This is a genomic window from Mycolicibacterium fallax, from assembly GCF_010726955.1.
Lineage (GTDB): Bacteria > Actinomycetota > Actinomycetes > Mycobacteriales > Mycobacteriaceae > Mycobacterium > Mycobacterium fallax.
Map to the genome: position 1 here is coordinate 537,684 of NZ_AP022603.1, position 20,656 is coordinate 558,339.

A 20,656-nucleotide genomic window follows, 5' to 3' on the forward strand; every position below is an offset into this window, starting at 1 on the left:
GCGTGTCGGTCGGACGGATGGTGTCGGTCGGACGGATGATTGCGCAATCGATCGTCGTCGGCTTTGCTGAATCCGGCAGTCATTGACGAGGGGGTAACGGTGTCGTTTTCGGGGATGGATGTGGCAGCCGTCGAGGCGCTGTCGAAGCAGTTGAACGGTTTGGCCGATCGACTCGCCGAGATCGGCAAGAGTGTCGATCGCGATGTCGCCACGATGGGCAACATCTGGCGGGGGCCGGACGCGCAGAAGTTCGCCAGTTCCTGGTCAACGCACCGGGCGAGCCTGAACGCGGCGCAGGACGCGGTTCGCGACGTCGGCGCGGCGTCGTTGCGAAACGCCCAGCAGCAGCGTGCCACGAGTGCGGCCTCCGGTGGCGCGCCCGCGGCACCGGTGACCGGCCATGCCCCGGCCGCGCCGGCCGCGCCGCCGGCCGCGCCGCCGGCCGGAACGCCCGGCGGCCATGGGGCGGTCGGGCAGGCGACGCCGGGCCAATTGCCGCCCGGTGACACGGCCGCTTACCGCGCGTTCGAGAGCCGCAGTCACTACAACGCGGGGGTCGGTTACAGCGTCGACGCCAACGGTGCGGCGCAGAACAACTGCACCGCCTGGGCGCAGTGGCGGCGTGACGAGCTCGGATTGTCCTCGCCCGGCGGCAACGGCGCCCAGATGGCCGGAAACGCCGGCGGGACGACGCACACGCCGCCCAGCCTCGGCGCCCTGGTGTCCTTCGGTGAGGGCGCCTACGGGCACGTCCAGGTGGTCGAGCAGATCTACCCCGACGGGTCGTTTCGGGTCAGCGAAACAAACTACAACGGCAGCAGCGAGGTTCGGACGGTCGAGAAGTGGCACCCGCTGCCCGACGGGACCTGGAAGAACGACAGCGGCAAGGTTCGCGATCTGGTCATCTCGCCCTGAACCGGCCGCCCGCCGGGTGTGTCCTGCCCGAGCCCCGGAGGGCGGTGGGTTAGGCTTTCATCGAACACATGTTCCTTTGGTGGTGGGAGTTCGGCGTGCGGGTGATGGGAGTCGACCCGGGGTTGACCCGGTGCGGCCTGTCGGTGGTCGAGGGCGGATCGGGCCGCCAGGTCAGCGCGCTGGACGTCGACGTGGTGCGCACCCCCTCCGGTGACCCGCTGGCCCGTCGACTGCTGGCCATCAGCGACACCGTCGAGCACTGGATGGACACCCACCGGCCCGACGTGGTCGCGATCGAGCGGGTGTTCGCCAACGCCAACGCCAACACCGCGATGGGCACCGCGCAGGCCGGCGGGGTGATCGCCCTGCAGGCCGCCCGCCGCGGCATCGACGTGCACTTCCACACCCCCTCCGAGGTGAAGGCGGCGGTCACCGGAAACGGCCGCGCCGACAAGGCCCAGGTCACCACCATGATCACCAAAATCCTTGCGCTGCAGCAGAAGCCGACGCCCGCCGACGCCGCCGACGCGCTCGCTCTTGCGATCTGTCACTGCTGGCGCGCACCGATGATCGCCCGGATGGCGCAGGCCGAGGCCAAGGCCGCGCAGATCAAGCGCGACTACGCCGCCCGGCTCAAGGCGGCCCGGGCATGATCGCCTCGGTGCGCGGCGAGGTCATCGACATCGCGCTGGGCCACGTCGTGGTGGAGGCCGGCGGGGTCGGCTACACGGTGATGGCCACCCCGTCGACGCTGGCCACCCTGCGCCGCGGGACCGAGGCCCGGCTGGTCACCGCGATGATCGTCCGGGAGGACTCCCAGACGCTCTACGGCTTTGCCGACGCCGACGCCCGCGACGTGTTCACCACCCTGCTGTCGGTGTCCGGGGTGGGCCCGAAGATCGCGATGGCCACCCTGGCCGTCTACGACGCCCCGACGCTGCGCCAAGCGCTGGCCGACGGCGACATCGCCGCGCTGACCCGGGTGCCCGGCATCGGCAAGCGCGGCGCCGAGCGGATGGTGCTGGAGCTGCGCGACAAGATCGGCGCCAGCCCCGGCGCGGCCGGCGCGGCCCCGGTCGCCGCCGGCGCGGCGGTGCGCGGCCCGGTCGTCGAGGCGCTGGTCGGGCTCGGATTCTCGGCCAAGCAGGCCGAGGAGGCCTGCGACAAGGTGCTGGCCGCGGACCCCGAGACCGGCACCTCCACCGCGCTGCGGGCCGCGCTGAACCTGCTGGGGAAGACCCGATGAGCCGCCGATGAGCAGGTTCGACGAGGACGACGATCCCGATCAGCGGGACGTCTCGGCGGCGCTGACCGTCGGCGAGGGCGACATCGACGCCAGCCTGCGGCCGCGCTCGCTGGACGAGTTCATCGGCCAGCCCCGGGTCCGGGAGCAGCTGCAGCTGGTGATCGAGGGCGCCAAGAACCGCGGCGGCACCCCGGACCACATCCTGCTGTCCGGGCCGCCCGGGCTGGGCAAGACATCGCTGGCGATGATCATCGCCGCCGAATTGGGCAGCGCGCTGCGGCTGACCTCCGGACCCGCGCTGGAGCGCGCCGGCGACCTGGCGGCGATGCTGAGCAACCTGGTCGAGGGCGACGTGCTGTTCATCGACGAGATCCACCGGATCGCCCGGCCGGCCGAGGAGATGCTGTACCTGGCGATGGAGGACTTCCGGGTCGACGTCGTCGTCGGCAAGGGGCCCGGGGCCACCTCCATCCCGCTGGAGGTCGCGCCGTTCACCCTGGTCGGCGCCACCACCCGGTCCGGGGCGCTGACCGGGCCGCTGCGCGACCGGTTCGGCTTCACCGCGCACATGGACTTCTACGAACCCGAGGAGCTGGAGCGGGTGCTGCGCCGCTCGGCCGGCATCCTGGGCATCGAGCTGGGCCCGGAGGCGGCCGCCGAGATCGCCCGGCGGTCCCGCGGCACGCCGCGAATCGCCAACCGGCTGCTGCGCCGGGTCCGTGACTACGCCGAGGTGCGCGCCGACTGCGTCGTCACCCGCGCGGTCGCCCAGGCCGCGCTGCTGGTCTACGACGTCGACGAACTCGGCCTGGACCGGCTCGATCGCGCGGTGCTGTCCGCGCTGATCCGCAGCTTCGGCGGCGGCCCGGTCGGGGTGTCCACCCTGGCGGTCGCGGTCGGCGAGGAGGCCACCACCGTCGAGGAGGTCTGCGAGCCGTTCCTGGTCCGGGCCGGGATGATCGCCCGGACCCCGCGCGGCCGGGTCGCCACCGCCGCGGCCTGGGAACAGCTCGGCCTGACCCCGCCGCCGCGCGCGGCGGGCCTGGGTCAGGCCGGGCTGTTCGAGTGATGCGGCTCAGAGCAGGCCGAGCAGCGTCAGGTCGCTGATGTACTTGGTGATCACCGCGGGGGTGATGTGCGGGATGTCGCCGTCCACGCCGATCCCGGCGGCGATCACCGCCGCGCGGAACACCGCCGTGGGGGCCGGCGCGCCGTGCAGCGGCGGGGTCGGCTTGGCGTAGTTGTGCAGCAGCGGCAGCAGTGAGGCCTGGCGCTGCCGGTCCGGCAGCGCGCGCAGCGCGGTCTCGAAACGCTCCAGCCACTCGGCGTAGTCGTCGATCCGGCGGATCGGGTGCCCGGCGGCGATCAGCCAGTCGACGAACTCGTCCATCCCGAGGCCGTCGTCGTGCGGGTTCATCACGTGGTAGGTGCGGAACTGTCCGGGGCCCACGGCGGTGCCCAGCGTGTCGATCGCCTCGGCGATGAACTCGACCGGCAGCCCGTCGTAGTGCGAGGGTTGCCGCCGGCCGTGGGCGTCGAGCTCGTGGAACGACCCCGGCGCGATCCCGGTCGCCACCAGCGACAGCATCATCCGGGTGAACATGTCCGGCAGGTTGAGCTGCCCGGCGTAGCTGGTGTCGGCCAGGATCATGTCGCTGCGGAACACCGCCACCGGCAGCCCGCACAGGTCGTTGGCCTCCCGCAGCAGCACCTCGCCGGCCCACTTGGAGTTGCCGTAGCCGTTGGCGTAGCTGTCGTTGACCGCGCGGGTGGGGCTCGCCAACCGGATGTCGGCATCCTCGACGAAGTCACCCGGCGCGATCCCGTCGCCGACGGCGATGGTGGAGACGTACAGGTACGGCTTGATCCGGCTGGTCAGCGCGATCCGGAGCAGCTCGGCGGTGCCCAGCGCGTTCGGCGCGAACAGCTCGCTGTAGGGCAGCAGGTGGTTGACCAGCGCCGCCGGGTCGACGATCAGGTCGACGTCGGTGGCCAGCTGCTGCCAGGCCGCGGCGTCCAGGCCGAGGTTCTCCTCGCCCTTGTCGCCGGCGATGACCCGCAGGTGGGCCTCGGCGAGCCGGCGGTAGTGCGCCGTCAGCGCCGGGTCACCGGTGTCGAAGGTGGCGTCCAGCCGGGCCCGGGCGGTCTCATCGTCGCGGGCCCGGACCAGCGCGATCACCGTGCCGCCGACCGGGGCCAGCCGCTGGAGCCAGTCCAGCAGCAGGTAGCGGCCCAGGAATCCGGTGCTGCCGGTCAGCAGCACGGTGCGGACCTCGGCGGCGGGGCCGGGCAGCCCGGGGGCGGCGGCCAGCGTCTCGGCGGGCAGGAACTTGTCCAGGGTGAGATCGGCGGCGTGCACCTCGGTGGCGTCGCGGCCGTGGATCCCCGCGAACGACGGGCGGGTGTGCCCGGCCCGGGCGGCCTCGATGTGCGCGGCGATGCCGGCCAGGTCGGTGGCCGGGCTGACGATCACCCCGACCGGCACGTCGACGCCGAAGATGTCGCGCAGCAGGTTGCCGAAGGTCAGCGCGGACAGCGAATCGCCGCCCAGGTCGGTGAAGTGCGCGTCCGGGGCGGCCTCGGCAGCGCCGGCTCCGAGCAGCGCGGCCGCCGCCTGCTGGACGGTCTGCTGCACCGGGACGTCGGCGCCGGTGGCGCGCAGCCGGGCCAGCTCGGCGGCCTGGCCCTCGGCCAGCTCGGTGTAGCGGCGCTCCAGCGCCTCGCCGTAGCGGGCCCGCAGCTTCGGCCAGGCCAGCTTGCGGATGCCGGTCAGCAGCCCGTTGGCCTGGCTGAACGGCTCGGTCTCGATGAGGAAGTCGCGCGGGATCTCGTAGGACTGCAGCCCGGCGGTCGCGGCGACCTGGGCCAGCGACTCGGCGATCAGCGCCTTGCGCCGGGCCTCGTCGGGCTCGGCCAGCGCCGCCGCGGTGGGCACCACGACGGCCAGCAGGTACGGCCGGGCGCTGTTGGCGTACAGGTAGATCTGCCGCACCAGCGGGCTGCCCAGGTAGGCCGCCTCCAGCTTGGACACCGCGACGAACTCGCCCTGGGACAGTTTGAGCACGTTGTTGCGCCGGTCGACGTAGTGCAGCCGGTCCTCGCCGAGGTCGGCGAAGATGTCGCCGGTGCGGTAGTAGCCGTCCTCGTCGAACATCTCGGCGGTCAGTTCGGGGCGGCGGTAGTAGCCGGGGAACATCTGCTCGGAGCGCAGCAGCAGCTCCCCGCGCGGGTGCGGCCGGTCGGTGCTCAGGTAGCCCAGCTCGGGCACGTCGATCAGCTTGTAGTCGGTGACCGGCGGGCGCTGCAGCACGCCGTCGACCATCACCGTGCCGGCCTCGGTGGAGCCGAAGCCCTCCACCAGCGGCAGGTCCAGGAAGCGCTGCGCCCAGTCGCGCAGTTCGCCGGAGATCGGTGCCGAGCCGGTCATCGCCAGCACCGCGCGGTCGCCGAGCAGCCGGGCGCGCACCCGGGCGATCAGCGCGTCCTCCTCGGCGGGGCTCAGCTCGCCGGCGCGCTCGCGCTCGGCCCGGTATTCCCCGTACAGCATGTCCCAGATCCGCGGCACCAAGTTGAGCTGGGTGGGCTGGATCATCGCCAGGTCGTCGAGCAGGGTGGACAGGTCGGCGCGGGCGGTGAAGTAGGCGGTGCCGCCGGCGGCCAGCGCGCTGTAGAGCACGCCGCGGCCCATCACGTGGCTCATCGGCAGGAAGCACGGCACGATGGCCGGCGCGCCGGCCTGCAGGTCGTCCCACTGCCAGCCGCCGGCCTGCCACATCGCGGCCACCCGGCTGGCCGGGTACATCGCGCCCTTGGGGGCGCCGGTGGAGCCGGAGGTGTAGATCAGCATGGCCAGCGGGTCGGCGCCGTCGCCGGCCCGCTCCGGCGGGGCGATCCCGGCGCCGGCGGCGATCGCCTCGGCGAAGGTCTGCACGGTGACATCGGTGCCGGCCAGCGCGGTGCGCGCCTGCGCCAGTGCGTCGCGGTGGTCGTCGTCGCCGTCGTGCAGGTCGAAGACCAGCAGTCGGGCCGGGGCCGGGCCCGCGCCGATCAGCTCAACGGCGTGCGGCAGCTCGGCGACGCTGGCGGCCAGCAGCACCGGCTCGGTCTCGGCGACGATCGGGGTCAGGTCGGCGGCGCTGGAGCTGGTCTGCAGCGGCACGGTGACGGCGGCCAGCTGGGTGGTGGCGATGTCGACGGTGGTGTAGTCGGTGCTGGTGAAGCCCAGGATCGCGATCCGGTCGCCGGCGGCGACGGTGTCGGCCAGGGCGGCGGACACCGCGCTGACCCGGTGCCACAGCTCGCCGTAGCTCAGCGTGTCGAACCGGGGGAGCGGGGCGGCGGTGCGACGGCCGGTGGCCGGGTCGGTGCGGTGTTCGACGGCGCGTTCGCCCAGCGCGGGCCGGTCGGCGTAGCCGGTGAGCACCGCGCGCACCACCGCGGCCAGGCCCAGTGCGGGGTCGGGGGCGACCGCGGGGTCGGGTGCGGCGGCGGCGAACTGCGGGTCGGTGGCGTAGAGCCGGGCGATGCGGTCCCGCAGCCGCTGGTCCTGGGTGGTTTCGGTCATAGTGACGTCCTTGTGAGCGTTATCGGTTACAGAAACTACGTTAGCGAAACTAATTGATTTTCGACGAGTCGAACGGCTGCCGGTTTGCTGTGATTTCCGGCTCAGCGGGGAAGCGCGGCGAGCACCTCCGCGAGCACGTCGAGGCCCTCGGTGAGCAGCGCGTCGCTGATCGTCAGCGGCGGCAGCAGGCGCAGCACGTTGCCGAAGGTGCCGCAGGTCAGCACGATCACCCCGGCCGCGTGCGCGCCCGCGGCCACCCGGCGGGTCAGCTCGGCGTCGGGTTCGGCGCCGCCGGGCCGGACCAGCTCCACCGCGATCATCGCGCCGCGGCCCCGCAGCTCGCCGATCCGGTCATCCTCGGCGGCCAGCCGGCCCAGCCGGTCCATGGTCAGCGCCCCGATCTGGCGGGCCCGGTCCACCAGCCCGTCGAGCTCCAGGGTCTCGATGGTCGCCAGCGCCGCCGCGCAGGCCACCGGGTTGCCGCCGTAGGTGCCGCCCAGCCCGGCGGCGTGCGGGGCGTCCATGATCTCCGCGCGGCCGGTCACCGCGGCCAGCGGCAGCCCGTCGGCGATGCCCTTGGCGGTGGCGATCAGGTCCGGTTCGATGCCCTCGTCCTCGCAGGCGAACATCGCCCCGGTGCGGGCGAAGCCGGTCTGCACCTCGTCGGCGATGAACACCACGCCGCGGTCTCGGCACCAGGCCAGCAGGGTCGGCAGGAAGCCCGGCGCCGGCACGATGAACCCGCCCTCGCCCTGGATCGGCTCGATGATCACCGCGGCCAGATTCGCGGCCCCGATCTGCTTGTCGAGCATCGCGATGGCCCGTTCGGCGGCCAGCGCGCCGTTGCCGGCCAGCTCCGGGTCGGACAGCGCATCGCGGTACGGGTAGGACATCGGGGCCCGGTACACCTCCGGCGCGAACGGCCCGAACCCGCTCTTGTAGGGCATCGCCTTCGACGTCAGCGCCATGGTCAGGTTGGTCCGGCCGTGGTAGGCGTGGTCGAAGGCGGCGACCGCCTGCCTGCCGGTGTACGCGCGGGCGATCTTGACGGCGTTCTCGACGGCCTCGGCCCCGGAGTTGAACAGCGCCGAGCGCTTCGGGCCGCGGCCTGGGGTGAGCCGGTTGAGCTGCTCACAGACCTCGACGTAGCCCCGGTACGGGGTGACCATGAAGCAGGTGTGGGTGAACTCCGCCGCCGCGGCGGCGACCGCGGCGCTGACCCGCGGCGCGGCGTTGCCGACGGTGGTCACCGCGATGCCCGAGCCCAGGTCGATCAGCCGGTTGCCGTCGACGTCCTCGACGATGCCGCCGCCGGCCCGGCGGGCGTACACCGGCAGCACCGAGGACACCCCGCGGGCGACCGCCGCCGAGCGCCGGACGGCCAGCTCCAGGGACCGGGGACCGGGGATGGCGGTGGCGAGCCGGCGGCTCTGTTCGACGGCGCTCATGGCTGTGCAGCGTAGCCGCGGGGCCGACCGGAATCCCGGTCTGCGCGCCGATGATGGCAGACTTGTCAATCATGGGTGAACTGACTGTCTTCTTGCCGCTGCTCATCGTGATGGGCGCGTTCATGTTCTTCGCCTCCCGGCGCCAGCGCAAAGCCATGCAGGCGACCATCGACCTGCACGAATCGCTGCGGGTTGGTGACCGGGTGCACACCACCGCCGGCCTGGAGGCCACCATCGTCGGAATCACCGACGACAGCGTCGAGCTGATGATCGCTCCCGGCGTGGTGACCACCTGGATGAAGCTGGCGATCCGGGACAAGATCGAGCCGGAGATCGCCGAGGCCGCCGAGATCGAACTCGCCGACGGGGACGGCACCCGGGACTGACCGCGGGCACGGACGTACCCTTCTTCGTGTTCGCGCACCGTCGGTGGCGCGATCCCGCTCGGACTTTTTAGGAGACACGACACGTGGCCACGGCTAATACGACGGTGCATCCGTACCGCTGGCTGGCGCTGTTCCTGGTGTTGCTGATCGGCGTCTTCGCGCTGGTCTTCGCGACCGGTGACCGCAAGGCCGAGCCGAAACTGGGTATCGACCTGCAGGGCGGCACCCGGGTGACGCTGACCGCGCGCACCCCGGACGGTTCGACGCCGACCCGGGAGGCCCTGCAGCAGGCCCAGCAGATCATCTCCGCCCGCGTCGACGGGATCGGGGTGTCCGGGTCCGAGGTCGTCATCGACGGCGACAACCTGGTCATCACGGTGCCCGGCGCCGACGGCAGCGCCGCGCGCAACCTGGGCCAGACCGCCCGGCTCTACGTGCGTCCGGTGGTGAAGTCCTGGCCGGCCGAGGCGCTGGCGGCTGCCGCCGGCCAGCAGGGCGGTGCTCCCGGCGTGCCCGGTGCCCCCGCGGTTCCCGGCGCTCCCGAAATGCCCGGTGCCCCCGCGGTTCCCGGTGCCCCCGAAGTGCCCGGTGCCCCCGCGCCCGGTGCTCCCGCGCCCGGCCCGGCCCCGGCCCAGCCGCGGCCGTACCCGCTGGACCCGGCGACCCCGACCCCGGCACCCGAGCCGGCTCCCGCCCCCGCCCCGGCGGTCCAGGTGCCGGAGGCCCCCGGGGACACCCAGGGCATTCCCCGGGACCGCAAGGCGCTGGCCGAGCGGATCAAGTTCGAGAAGGAACTGCGCCAGTCCACCAACCAGAACGTGCTGGTGTACGCCGGCGTCCCCTACACCGCGATGCGCTGCGACAAGGAGGACGTGCTGGCCGGCAACGACGACCCGGAGCTGCCGCTGGTCGCCTGCTCGCAGGACGGCCAGACCGTCTACCTGCTGGACAAGTCGATCATCAGCGGCGAGGAGATCGCCGACGCGAGTTCGGGCCTGGACCAGCAGCGCGGCGAGTACGTCGTCAACGTGACGTTCAAGGGCAAGGCCGTCGACACCTGGGCCGACTTCACCGCGGCCAACGTCGGCACCCAGACCGCGTTCGTGCTCGACTCGCAGGTGGTCAGCGCGCCGCAGATCCGCTCGGCGATCCCCGGTGGCAACACCCAGATCACCGGCAGCTTCAACGCCGGCACGGCCAAGGAACTGGCCAACGTGCTCAAGTACGGCTCGCTGCCGCTGTCCTTCGAGTCCTCGCAGGCCGAGACGGTCTCGGCGACCCTGGGCCTGACCTCGCTGCGGGCCGGCCTGATCGCCGGCGCGGTGGGCCTGATCGCGGTGCTGCTGTACTCGCTGTTCTTCTACCGGGTGCTCGGCCTGCTGGTCGCGCTGTCGCTGGTCGCCGCGGGCGCGATGATCTACGCGATCCTGGTGTTGCTGGGCAGGCAGATCGGCTACACCCTCGACCTGGCCGGCATCGCCGGTCTGATCATCGGTATCGGCATGACCGCGGACTCCTTCGTGGTGTTCTTCGAACGCATCAAGGACGAAATCCGGGAGGGCCGGTCGTTCCGGTCCGCGGTGCCGCGCGGTTGGACCCGGGCCCGCAAGACCATCGTCTCGGGCAACGCGGTCACCTTCATCGCCGCCGCGGTGCTCTACGTGCTGGCGATCGGCCAGGTCAAGGGCTTCGCGTTCACCCTGGGCCTGACCACCATCCTGGACCTGGTGGTGGTGTTCCTGGTGACCTGGCCGTTGGTCTACCTGGCCAGCAAGTCCACCTTCATGGCCAAGCCGATCTGCAACGGTCTCGGCGCGGTCCAGCAGGTGGCCCGGGAACGGCGCAGCGCCGCCGCCACGACGGGGCGGAGGTAGTCCGGTGACGGGCAGGCACAGCGGGGATCACGACGACACCGCCGGCGAGGACAGGAAAGAGCAGCACGTGAGCGAGCCGAGGGTGGGCCTGACCAAGGCCAAGGCCAGCGACGAGGCGCCGCCGGTCAGCGTCGGTGCCGTCGAGCAGACCGAGAGCACCGAGCCGGCCGAGAGCGCGCCCAAGCACGGCTTCCTGAACCGGCTCTACACCGGCACCGGCGGCTTCGACGTGATCGGCAAGCGCAAGCTGTGGTACGCGGTCAGCGGCATCATCCTCGCGATCGCCGTGCTGAGCATGGTGCTGCGCGGCTTCACCTTCGGCATCGACTTCGAGGGCGGCACCAAGGTCTCCATCCCGGCCGGCGACCCCGCGATCAGCACCACGCAGGTCGAGGAGGTCTTCAGCCAGGCACTGGGCACCGCGCCGGAGTCGGTGGTGCTGGTCGGCAGCGGCGAGTCGGCGACCGTGCAGGTGCGCTCGGAGACGCTGACCGGTGAGCAGACCGACGAGCTGACCGCGGCGCTGGTCGAGGCGTTCCACCCCAAGGGCCCCGACGGGCAGCCCGGCCCGGAGGCGATCAGCAGCTCCGATGTGTCACCGACCTGGGGCGGGCAGATCACCAACAAGGCGCTGATCGCGCTGGTGGTGTTCGTGCTGATCGTCAGCATCTACATCGCCGTGCGCTACGAGAGATACATGGCGATTTCGGCGCTGGCGACGATGTTCTTCGACCTCGTCGTCACCGCCGGGGTGTATTCGCTGGTCGGCTTCGAGGTCACCCCCGCCACCGTGATCGGGCTGCTCACCATCCTCGGCTTCTCGCTGTACGACACCGTCATCGTCTTCGACAAGGTCGAGGAGAACACCGAGGGCTTCGAGCACACCACCCGTCGCACCTACGCCGAGCAGGCCAACCTGGCGGTCAACCAGACCTTCATGCGTTCGATCAACACCAGCGTCATCTCGGCGCTGCCGATCATCGCGCTGATGATCATCGCGGTGTGGCTGCTCGGCGTCGGCACCCTGCAGGACCTGGCGCTGGTGCAGCTGGTCGGCGTCGTGGTCGGCACCTACTCGTCGATCTACTTCGCCACCCCGCTGCTGGTGTCGATGCGGGAACGCACCGAGCTGGTCGGCAACCACACCCGCCGGGTGCTCAAGAAGCGGGCGCGGGCGGCAGGCACCGATCGGGCCGAGGAGTCCGGCGGCGACGAGCTCGTCGAGGCCGCCGCCGCGAAGACCCCGGCGAAGGCCGCGGCCGCCGGCGGCACCGGTCGACCGAGCCGGCCCACCGGCAAGCGCAAGTCGCCGCGAAACTAGGCGGTGCGAGCATGACCGCCCGTGCGACCGTCCGCCGGCTGGCCGCCGCCACACTGGCCGTCGCGCTGGCCGGCGCCACCGTGTCCGGCTGCAGCAGCACCGCCGACGACGTCGACTACGCGGTCGGCGGGGTGCTGGACACCTACAACACCAACACCGTCGACGGCGCGGCGTCGGCGGGCCCGCAGGCGTTCGCCCGGGTGCTGACCGGGTTCAGCTACCACGGCCCGGACGGTCAGGTGGTCGCCGATCACGACTTCGGCACCGTCTCGGTGGCCGGCCGCGCGCCGCTGGTGCTCGACTACCAGATCTCCGACAACGCCGTCTACTCCGACGGCATCCCGGTGACCTGCGACGACATGCTGCTCACCTGGGCCGCCCAGTCCGGCCGGTTCCCCCAGTTCGGCGCCGCCAGCCGGGCCGGCTACACCGACATCGCCGGGCTGGAGTGCCAGGCCGGGGCCAAGAAGGCCCGGGTCACCTTCATCAACGACCGCAACTTCGTCGACCACCTGCAGCTGTTCGGCGCCACGTCGATGATGCCGGCGCACGTGCTGTCCGACCGGCTCGGCTACGGCGTCACCGAGGCGATCCAGGCCGTCGACCCGGTCCGGATCGCCGAGATCGCCGAGGCCTGGAACACCACCTGGGCGCTGAGCCCCGGGGTGGATACCGCGGGCTTCCCGTCCTCGGGCCCGTACCGGATCGACAGCGTGCGCGACGACGGCGCGGTGCTGCTGGTCGCCAACGAACGCTGGTGGGGCAGCAAACCGATCACCGCCCGGGTCACGGTGTGGCCGCGCAGCATCGAGATCCAGGATCGGCTCGACGACCGGGCCGTCGACGTCGTCGACGTGCCGGCCGGATCCTCGGGCACCCTGTCGGTGCCCGATGACTTCGACCGCGTCGAGAAGCCGTCGGCCGGCATTCAGCAGCTGTTCTTCGCGCCGGTTGGGGTGGCGTCGGTGATCCCGGCGCGGCGCGCCATCGCGCTGTGCACCCCGCGCGAGGAGATCGCCCGCAACGCCGGGGTACCGCTGAGCAACGCCCGGCTCAACCCGGCCGCCGACGACGCCTTCAGCCCGGTGGAGAACGTGCCCGAGTCCGGCGGACCGTTCGTCAACGGGGACCCGGCCGCCGCCCGCGCCTCGCTCGGCGGCAAACCGCTGAACGTCCGGATCGGCTACCGGGCGCCGAACGCCCGGCTGGCCGCCGTCGTCGGCGCCATCGCGCGGGCCTGCCAGCCCGCCGGGATCCTGGTCGAGGACGCCGCGGGCCCCGACGTCGGCCCGTCGTCGCTGCAGTCCGGCGCCATCGACGTGCTGGTCGCCGGGACCGGGGGAGCCAGCGGCTCCGGATCGACCGGCTCCTCGGCGATGGACGCCTACCAATTCCACAGCGCCAACGGCAACAACCTGCCGCGCTACATCAACCCGGCCGTCGACGGCATCGTCAGCGCGCTGGCGGTCACCACCGACCCCAAGGAGCAGACCCGGCTGCTGCGCGACGGCGACGTCGCGCTGTGGGAGGACATGCCGACGCTGCCGCTGTACCGGCAGCAGCGACTGCTGCTCACCTCGAAGAAGATGCACGCGGTGACGTCCAACGTGACCAAGTGGGGCGCGGGCTGGAACATGGACCGCTGGCAGCGGTCCAAGTGAGCGCCCGGACCCTCGGCGCCGCCCGCGCGCTGATCGGGGAGCTGACCCGGGAGGTCGACGACTTCCCGGAACCCGGCGTGCAGTTCAAGGACCTGACCCCGGTGCTGGCCGACCGGCGCGGGCTGGCCGCGGTGACCGCGGCGCTGGCCGAGGTCGCCGCGGACGCCGACCTGATCGCCGGCATCGACGCCCGCGGCTTCCTGCTCGGCGCGGCGGTGGCCACCCGGCTCGACGTCGGCATGCTCGCGGTGCGCAAGGGCGGCAAGCTGCCGCCGCCGGTGCTGCGCCAGGAGTACCTGCTGGAGTACGGCTCGGCGGTGCTGGAGATCCCGGCGGCCGGCATCGAGTTGGCCGGCCGGCGGGTCTGGATCATCGACGACGTGCTGGCCACCGGCGGCACCGTGGCGGCCGCCGGGGCACTGCTGACCGAGGCGGGTGCGGCCGTCGCCGGGGCGGGGGTGGTGCTGGAACTGGCCGCGCTGGACGGACGCGCCCGGGTCGCACCATTGCCGGTCACCAGCCTTAGCGTGGCATGAGGGAATAAGCTCGGTAACCGCGACGTCGTCCACGGACCGGAGATGTCGTCCACGGACCGGAGGTGAGTGCCATGGCGGAGGACACCGACCAGGTGCTGGATACGGTCCCGCCCGCCGAACCGGCCAAGCCCAGCGCGACCAGTGCGTCGCGCCGGGTCCGGGCCCGGCTGGCCCGGCGGATGACCGCGGCCCGCCCCGGCTTCAACCCGGTGCTCGAACCGCTGGTCGCGGTGCACCGCGAGGTGTACCCGAAGGCCGACGTCGCGATCCTGCTGCGTGCCTACGCCGTCGCCGAGGAACGCCACGCCACCCAGCTGCGTAGGTCCGGCGACCCGTACATCACCCATCCGCTGGCCGTCGCCAACATCCTGGCCGAGCTCGGCATGGACACCACCACGCTGGTCGCCGCGCTGCTGCACGACACCGTGGAGGACACCGGCTACTCGCTGGCGCAGCTGGAGATCGACTTCGGCGAGGAGGTCGGCCACCTCGTCGACGGCGTCACCAAGCTGGACAAGGTGGTGCTCGGCAGCGCGGCCGAGGGCGAGACGATCCGCAAGATGATCATCGCGATGGCCCGCGACCCGCGGGTGCTGGTGATCAAGGTCGCCGACCGGCTGCACAACATGCGCACCATGCGGTTCCTGCCGCCGGAGAAGCAGGCCACCAAGGCCCGGGAGACCCTGGAGGTGATCGCCCCGCTGGCGCACCGGCTGGGCATGGCCACGGTCAAGTGGGAGCTGGAGGACCTGTCCTTTGCGATCCTGCACCCCAAGCGCTACGACGAGATTGTCCGGCTGGTCGCGGACCGGGCGCCGTCCCGGGACACCTACCTGGCCAAGGTGCGCGCCGAGATCGTCAGCACGCTGAACGCCTCCCGGATCGACGCCACCGTGGAGGGCCGGCCCAAGCACTACTGGTCGATCTACCAGAAGATGATCGTCAAGGGCCGCGACTTCGACGACATCCACGACCTGGTCGGGGTGCGGATCCTGTGCGACGAGATCCGGGACTGCTACGCCGCCGTCGGCGTGGTGCACGCGCTGTGGCAGCCGATGGCAGGCCGGTTCAAGGACTACATCGCCCAGCCCCGGTACGGGGTGTACCAGTCGCTGCACACCACGGTGATCGGCCCGGAGGGCAAGCCGCTTGAGGTGCAGATCCGCACCCGCGACATGCACCGCACCGCCGAGTACGGCATCGCCGCGCACTGGCGCTACAAGGAGGCCAAGGGCCGCAACGGGGTGCCGCACCCGCACGCCGCCGCCGAGGTCGACGACATGGCCTGGATGCGCCAGCTGCTGGACTGGCAGCGAGAGGCCGCCGACCCCGGGGAGTTCCTGGAGTCGCTGCGCTACGACCTGGCCGTCGCGGAGATCTTCGTGTTCACCCCCAAGGGCGACGTGATGACGCTGCCGGCCGGCTCCACCCCGGTCGACTTCGCCTACGCCGTGCACACCGAGGTCGGGCACCGCTGCATCGGCGCCCGGGTCAACGGCCGGCTGGTCGCGCTGGAGCGCAAGCTGGAAAACGGCGAAGTGGTGGAGGTGTTCACCTCCAAGGCGCCCAACGCCGGGCCGTCGCGGGACTGGCAGGGCTTCGTGGTCTCCCCGCGCGCCAAGGCCAAGATCCGGCAGTGGTTCGCCAAGGAGCGCCGCGAGGAGGCGCTGGAGTCGGGCAAGGACGCCATCGCCCGCGAGGTGCGCCGCGGCGGGCTGCCGCTGCAGCGGCTGATGAGCGCGGACTCGATGGGCGCGCTGGCCCGGGAACTGCGCTACCTCGACGTCTCGGCGCTCTACACCGCGGTCGGTGAGGGGCACATCTCGGCCCGGCACGTGGTGCAGCGGCTGCAGGCGCAGCTCGGCGGGGCCGACGAGATCGCCGACGAGATCGCCGAGCGGTCCACCCCGTCGAGCTTTCCGACCCGGCAGCGCAGCAACGACGACACCGGGGTGGCGGTGCCCGGGGCGCCGGGCACCCTCACCAAACTGGCCAAATGCTGCACGCCGGTGCCCGGCGACGCGATCATGGGCTTCGTCACCCGCGGCGGCGGGGTCAGCGTGCACCGCACCGACTGCACCAACGCCACCTCGCTGCAGCAGCAGCCCGAGCGGATCATCGAGGTGCGGTGGGCGCCCGGGCCGAGCTCGGTGTTCCTGGTGGCGATCCAGGTGGAGGCCCTGGACCGGCACCGGCTGCTCTCCGACGTCACCCGGGTGCTGGCCGACGAGAAGGTCAACATCCTCTCGGCGTCGGTGACCACCTCCGATGACCGGGTGGCGATCAGCCGGTTCACCTTCGAGATGGGCGACCCCAAGCACCTGGGCCACGTGCTCAACGTGGTGCGCAACGTCGAGGGTGTCTACGACGTGTACCGGGTGACTTCCGCGGCCTGACGCAGCCCGAGCGAGCGCAGCGAGTTCGGGCGGAGGAGGGCGGCAATCGGGTACCGCGGCCTGACGGAGCCCGAGCGAGCGCAGTGCCCGCCCCGCGACGGTGACGGTTTTGGTAGTGATTTTCGGCGACGGTGACACTTCCGTTCAGCCCGCCCCGCGACGGTGACACTTTTGGTAGGAGAATCGCGTTCTCACCGCAATTAGTGTCACCGTCGCGAAGGGGCTCTGCAAGAACTGTCACCGTCGCGCAAGAAAACAACCAAAAGTGTCACCGTCGCGAAGGGGCCCCGCAAGAACTGTCACCGTCGCGCGAAAAAACAACCAAAAGTGTCACCGTCGCGAAGGCCCCTTCGTGACGGTGACACTTTGTGCGCCTGCGGCGTGCCCCGGCCGTCGGTCAGAGTCCGGGAACATCCCCGACGACGGCCTCGACCTGATCGATCAACTGCTGCGGGGAGAGGAAGCCGCCGTCGGTGCCGTGGAGATCGACGTCGGTGCCGTTGAGCCGCATCGTCGGGGTGCCGTCGATGCCGGCCTCCGCGGCCGTGCCCCGGACCACCGTGAGGTAGCTGCCGTCCATGATGCAGTCGTCGACGTCGGCGGGCGCGCCGGCGAGCCGGGCCTGTGCGCTCAGTTGCAGGTCGGTGGGCGCTTCGCCGGAGAGTTCCACCGGTTGGTGCTCGAACAGGCTGGCGCGGAACTCGCGAAAGACGTCCTTGCCGGGGCTGGTGTCGGCCTGCGCGACGCAGAACGCGGCGTTGCCCGCGCGCGAGGAGTACTGATCGGCCATCGAGTCCAGGATCGCGACGGGGTGGTAGTCGACGGCCACGGCGCCGGTGTCGATCAGCCGGTCGATGGTCGGGCCGAGCGCGTCCTCCAGGCTGCCGCAGTGCGGGCACAGGAAGTCCTCATAGAGCGACAGCACGACCTTGGGCTCGTGGCTGCCCGCCTTGGTGATCACCTCGGGGGAGGCGACCCGGATCGAGTGGGCCATGGTGGCCGATCCGCCCGAGGCGCCGCTCGGATCTCGCAGCAGCAGGTAGCCGACGACGACGGCGACCAGCACCACCACCGTGGCGGCCGTGCCGCCGACGATCCAGCGCAGCGAGCTGCGCTTGCGCTCCGGGTGCTCGGGCCCGCCCGGGTACGGCGCCCCTGGGTACTGCGCCCCCGGGAACGGCGTCCCCGGGTATGCCCCGCCCGGATACGGCGCCCCCGGATACGGCGCCCCCGGATACGGCGCCCCCGGATACGGCGCCCCCGGGTACGGCGCGCCTGGATACGCCGCGCCCGGGTACTGCGCCCCCGGCGCACCGCCCGGATATCCCTGATACTGCGGCGCAGGCCCGGCCGGGTGAGGCGTGCCCGGGGCGCCGAAGGACACCGGCGGCGGCTGCGGTGGCGGCTGCTGCGGGTCGGGCTGCTGCGGGTCGTCGGCCACGGGTCAGTCCAGCATGATCGAGGTGACGGTGACGGTCTTCGCGGGCTTGCCGTCGGAGCCGCCGCCCTGCACCCCGGCCTCGGCGATCTTGTCCAGCGTCGCCAGCCCGGTCTCGTCGATGGTGCCGAAGACGGTGTACTGCGGCGGCAGCTGCGAATCCTGGTAGACCAGGAAGAACTGGCTGCCGTTGGTGCCCGGTCCGGCGTTGGCCATGGCCAGGGTGCCGCGCGGGTAGAGCACCGGCGACTGGCTCTCCGGGGCGCCCACCGGGTACTGGTCGGTGGGGTACTCGTTGGCGAACTCGTAGCCCGGGCCCCCGGTGCCCGCGCCGGTCGGATCGCCGCACTGCAGCACCGACAGGCTGCCCGCGGTGGTCAGCCGGTGGCACGGGGTCTGGTTGAAGTAGCCCTGCTGGGCCAGGCTGACGAAGCTGTTGACCGTGCACGGCGACTTGGCGTTGTCCAGGATCAGGCCGATGTTGCCCTGGTTGGTGGCCATGCTGGCGCTGACGGTGGCCGGGTCGGTGGGCACCTTGCCGGTGCGCGGCGGCTTGTTCTCCTTGGCCGCCTTCGCCGCGGCCGGGTACTGGCAGTTGCCGCCGAGGCCGGCCGACGGGGTGAACGGCGGCAGCTTGCCGTCGCTGACCGGGGCGACCGTCGGGCCGTCGTCGGTGCTGGTGGACACCGGCGAGGCCGGGCTGGCCTCGACGTCCGCGGAGTCATCGGACTGGCGCAGCACCAGGAAGGTGACGACGGCGGCGACGGCGACCACCACCGCGGTACCGCCGGCGATCAGGGCGATCGTGCGCTGCCGCTTGGCCTTGATCTCCCGGCGCTCCAGCTGCCGTTCCAACTTCCGCTTGGCCGCTGCGCGCCGCTGTTCATTCGTCGACATGCCCTCGAGTCTGCCAGCCGGCCGCGCCGATCCGGGACAGGGACCGCGGGTGTCACACTGTTCGGCGTGCTGATCTCGGGGTTCGCCACCGGCCTGTTCGACACCAACTGCTATCTGCTGGCCGCCGCCACGAACGGCCCGGCGCTGGTCGTCGATCCCGGCGAGGACACCGTCGGCACCCTGGAGTACTACTTCGCCGCCAACGACTGGACCCCGGCCGCGGTGCTGCTCACCCACGGCCACCACGGCCACAGCGCGGCCGCCTACGACCTGTGCGCCGGCTGGGACATCCCGGTCTACCTGCACCGGGCCGACCGGCCGCTGCTGGCCGCCGGCGAGTTCGGCGAACCCGATCGGGTGGTCGAGATCGACGACGGGCAGCTGCTGCGGCCGGCCGGGATCGAGGTGGCCGTCGACCTGATCGGCGGGCACACCCCCGGCTCGGTCGCCTACCGGGTGCGCGGCGGCGACGATTCCGGGCCGGTGTCGGTGGTGTTCAGCGGCGACACCCTGCTGCGCCGGGCCGTCGGGCATGACTGCGACGCCCCCGGCGCCGAATCCGGGCCGGCCGACCTGGCCGAGCTGGTCGCGGCCATCGGTGCGAAACTGATGGTTCTGCACGACGACACCGTGGTGCTGCCGGGCCACGGCGGCGCCACCAGCATCGGCGCCGAGCGCCGGGCCAACCCGCACCTCAAGGATCTGACCGCGTGAGCCAAACGTTCAAGGCCCCCAAGGGCATCCCGGATTACCTGCCGCCGGACTCCGCGGCGTTCGTCGCGGTGCGCGACGGGCTGCTGGACACCGCGCGGCGGGCCGGCTACGGCGACGTCGAACTGCCGATCTTCGAGGAGACCGCGCTGTTCGCCCGGGGCGTCGGGGAATCCACCGACGTGGTCAGCAAGGAGATGTACACCTTCGCCGATCGCGGCGACCGGTCGGTGACGCTGCGCCCGGAGGGCACCGCCGGGGTGATGCGCGCGGTCATCGAGCACGGCCTGGATCGCGGCGCGCTGCCGGTCAAGCTCTGCTACGCCGGCCCGTTCTTCCGCTACGAGCGGCCGCAGGCCGGCCGCTACCGCCAGCTGCAGCAGGTCGGGGTGGAGGCCATCGGCGTCGACGACCCGGCGCTGGACGCCGAGGTCATCGCGATCGCCGACGCCGGGTTCCGCTCGCTGGGGCTGACCGGGTTCCGGCTGGAACTGACCTCGCTGGGCGACGACAGCTGCCGGCCGGCCTACCGCGAGCTGCTGCAGAACTTCCTGTTCGGGCTGCCGCTGGACGAGCCGACCCGGGCCCGCGCCCAGCTGAACCCGCTGCGGGTGCTCGACGACAAGCGCCCCGAGGTCCGGGAGCTGACCGCCGACGCGCCGGTGCTGCTCGATCACCTTTCGGCTGCCGCGCAGACCCACTTCGACACGGTGCGCGCCCACCTGGACGCCCTCGGCGTGCCGTACGTGATCAACCCGCGGATGGTGCGCGGGCTGGACTACTACACCAAGACCACCTTCGAGTTCGTGCACGACGGGCTGGGCGCCCAGTCCGGGATCGGCGGCGGCGGCCGCTATGACGGCCTGATGGGCCAGCTCGGTGGCCAGGACCTGTCCGGCATCGGCTTCGGTCTCGGGGTGGACCGCACCCTGCTGGCGCTGCGCGCCGAGGGCGTCGACCCGGCCCCGGCGGCCCGGGTCGAGGTGTTCGGGGTACCGCTCGGCGCGGCCGCCAAGCTGGAACTGGCCCGGCTGGCCGCGCTGCTGCGCGCCGCCGGGGTGCGGGTGGACCTGGCCTACGGGGACCGCGGCATGAAGGGCGCGATGCGCGCCGCCGACCGCTCCGGCGCGGCGATCACGCTGGTCGCCGGGGACCGCGACATCGAGGCGGGCACCGTCGGGCTCAAGCTGATGGCCACCGGCGAGCAGATCGACGTGCCGATCGGCGACGTCGTCGCCGAGGTGCTGGCCCGGCGCTAGCGGA

The 20,656-nt window shown here is 72.1% G+C and carries 16 protein-coding genes; 12 read left to right on the forward strand and 4 right to left on the reverse strand.

All coding sequences use genetic code 11. The features are described from left to right. The first annotated feature begins 63 nt into the window (after window positions 1-63). From G6N10_RS02615 to ruvB, 4 genes are all read left to right on the forward strand, one after another. A complete protein-coding gene (locus G6N10_RS02615) occupies window positions 64-915 on the forward strand; it encodes a CHAP domain-containing protein (RefSeq protein ID WP_133055102.1) in 852 nt (283 codons plus the stop codon). 95 nt (window positions 916-1,010) lie between these two features. After that, window positions 1,011-1,568 carry a crossover junction endodeoxyribonuclease RuvC gene (gene ruvC, locus G6N10_RS02620; RefSeq protein ID WP_085094471.1) on the forward strand — a complete coding sequence of 186 codons (558 nt, stop codon included), beginning with the start codon at window positions 1,011-1,013 and terminating at the stop codon, window positions 1,566-1,568. Next, entirely contained in the window at window positions 1,565-2,161 is a 597-nt protein-coding gene (gene ruvA / locus G6N10_RS02625; RefSeq protein WP_085094159.1) for a Holliday junction branch migration protein RuvA, read from the forward strand. The genes ruvC and ruvA overlap by 4 nt, the downstream gene beginning before the upstream one ends. Window positions 2,162-2,168: 7 nt before the next feature. Continuing rightward, on the forward strand, window positions 2,169-3,230 hold the full coding sequence (gene ruvB, locus G6N10_RS02630) for a Holliday junction branch migration DNA helicase RuvB (protein ID WP_085094157.1): 1,062 nt from the start codon (window positions 2,169-2,171) through the stop codon (window positions 3,228-3,230). A 6-nt stretch (window positions 3,231-3,236) separates the two neighbouring features. On the opposite strand, the gene car is transcribed toward ruvB, so the two are convergent. Together car and gabT are read right to left on the reverse strand one after the other, a co-directional pair. Further along, window positions 3,237-6,725, reverse strand: a complete 3,489-nt coding sequence (car, locus tag G6N10_RS02635) for a carboxylic acid reductase (RefSeq protein WP_085094155.1) — start codon at window positions 6,723-6,725, stop codon at window positions 3,237-3,239. A gap of 101 nt (window positions 6,726-6,826) precedes the next feature. After that, entirely contained in the window at window positions 6,827-8,173 is a 1,347-nt protein-coding gene (gene gabT, locus G6N10_RS02640) for a 4-aminobutyrate--2-oxoglutarate transaminase (RefSeq protein WP_085094153.1), read from the reverse strand. Between the two features lie 71 nt (window positions 8,174-8,244). Between gabT and yajC the strand changes: the two genes are divergently transcribed. The 6 genes from yajC to G6N10_RS02670 all read left to right on the forward strand — a co-directional run bounded on the left by yajC (window position 8,245) and on the right by G6N10_RS02670 (window position 16,347). Further along, window positions 8,245-8,559, forward strand: a complete 315-nt coding sequence (gene yajC, locus G6N10_RS02645; protein WP_085094151.1) for a preprotein translocase subunit YajC — start codon at window positions 8,245-8,247, stop codon at window positions 8,557-8,559. 83 nt (window positions 8,560-8,642) lie between these two features. Then, window positions 8,643-10,433, forward strand: coding sequence for a protein translocase subunit SecD (gene secD / locus G6N10_RS02650; RefSeq protein WP_163742167.1), 1,791 nt, complete (start codon window positions 8,643-8,645; stop codon window positions 10,431-10,433). A gap of 67 nt (window positions 10,434-10,500) precedes the next feature. Further along, window positions 10,501-11,754 carry a protein translocase subunit SecF gene (gene secF / locus G6N10_RS02655; RefSeq protein WP_085094016.1) on the forward strand — a complete coding sequence of 418 codons (1,254 nt, stop codon included), beginning with the start codon at window positions 10,501-10,503 and terminating at the stop codon, window positions 11,752-11,754. Window positions 11,755-11,765: 11 nt separating this feature from the next. Continuing rightward, window positions 11,766-13,415: an ABC transporter substrate-binding protein gene (locus tag G6N10_RS02660; RefSeq protein WP_085094018.1), complete on the forward strand. Its 1,650-nt coding sequence runs from the start codon at window positions 11,766-11,768 to the stop codon at window positions 13,413-13,415. Continuing rightward, window positions 13,412-13,951, forward strand: coding sequence for an adenine phosphoribosyltransferase (locus tag G6N10_RS02665; RefSeq protein WP_234810471.1), 540 nt, complete (start codon window positions 13,412-13,414; stop codon window positions 13,949-13,951). The genes G6N10_RS02660 and G6N10_RS02665 overlap by 4 nt, the downstream gene beginning before the upstream one ends. A 71-nt stretch (window positions 13,952-14,022) precedes the next feature. After that, window positions 14,023-16,347, forward strand: a complete 2,325-nt coding sequence (locus tag G6N10_RS02670) for a RelA/SpoT family protein (RefSeq protein WP_085094022.1) — start codon at window positions 14,023-14,025, stop codon at window positions 16,345-16,347. A 397-nt stretch (window positions 16,348-16,744) separates the two neighbouring features. Here G6N10_RS02670 and G6N10_RS20095 read toward each other — a convergent pair whose 3' ends face one another. Together G6N10_RS20095 and G6N10_RS02680 are read right to left on the reverse strand one after the other, a co-directional pair. After that, window positions 16,745-17,788 (reverse strand): DsbA family protein, encoded by a 1,044-nt coding sequence (locus G6N10_RS20095; RefSeq protein ID WP_163742169.1) that lies wholly within the window; start codon window positions 17,786-17,788, stop codon window positions 16,745-16,747. Between the two features lie 3 nt (window positions 17,789-17,791). After that, entirely contained in the window at window positions 17,792-18,682 is an 891-nt protein-coding gene (locus G6N10_RS02680; RefSeq protein ID WP_085094026.1) for a peptidylprolyl isomerase, read from the reverse strand. A 66-nt stretch (window positions 18,683-18,748) separates the two neighbouring features. Between G6N10_RS02680 and G6N10_RS02685 the strand changes: the two genes are divergently transcribed. After that, window positions 18,749-19,396, forward strand: a complete 648-nt coding sequence (locus G6N10_RS02685) for an MBL fold metallo-hydrolase (protein WP_085094028.1) — start codon at window positions 18,749-18,751, stop codon at window positions 19,394-19,396. Further along, complete coding sequence (gene hisS / locus G6N10_RS02690) at window positions 19,393-20,652, forward strand: histidine--tRNA ligase (protein ID WP_085094030.1); 1,260 nt, start codon at window positions 19,393-19,395, stop codon at window positions 20,650-20,652. Before G6N10_RS02685 ends, hisS begins: the two co-directional genes overlap by 4 nt. Window positions 20,653-20,656: the final 4 nt, after the last annotated feature.

What these genes read in the sequence shown, in the direction of transcription:
- gabT (WP_085094153.1), bottom strand. Translation starts at nt 8,173, where the DNA reads ATGAGCGCCGTCGAACAGAGCCGCCGGCTCGCCACCGCCATCCCCGGT.
- G6N10_RS02670 (WP_085094022.1), top strand. Translation starts at nt 14,023, where the DNA reads ATGGCGGAGGACACCGACCAGGTGCTGGATACGGTCCCGCCCGCCGAA.
- ruvA (WP_085094159.1), top strand. Translation starts at nt 1,565, where the DNA reads ATGATCGCCTCGGTGCGCGGCGAGGTCATCGACATCGCGCTGGGCCAC.
- yajC (WP_085094151.1), top strand. Translation starts at nt 8,245, where the DNA reads ATGGGTGAACTGACTGTCTTCTTGCCGCTGCTCATCGTGATGGGCGCG.
- G6N10_RS02660 (WP_085094018.1), top strand. Translation starts at nt 11,766, where the DNA reads ATGACCGCCCGTGCGACCGTCCGCCGGCTGGCCGCCGCCACACTGGCC.
- car (WP_085094155.1), bottom strand. Translation starts at nt 6,725, where the DNA reads ATGACCGAAACCACCCAGGACCAGCGGCTGCGGGACCGCATCGCCCGG.
- ruvB (WP_085094157.1), top strand. Translation starts at nt 2,169, where the DNA reads ATGAGCAGGTTCGACGAGGACGACGATCCCGATCAGCGGGACGTCTCG.
- G6N10_RS02680 (WP_085094026.1), bottom strand. Translation starts at nt 18,682, where the DNA reads ATGTCGACGAATGAACAGCGGCGCGCAGCGGCCAAGCGGAAGTTGGAA.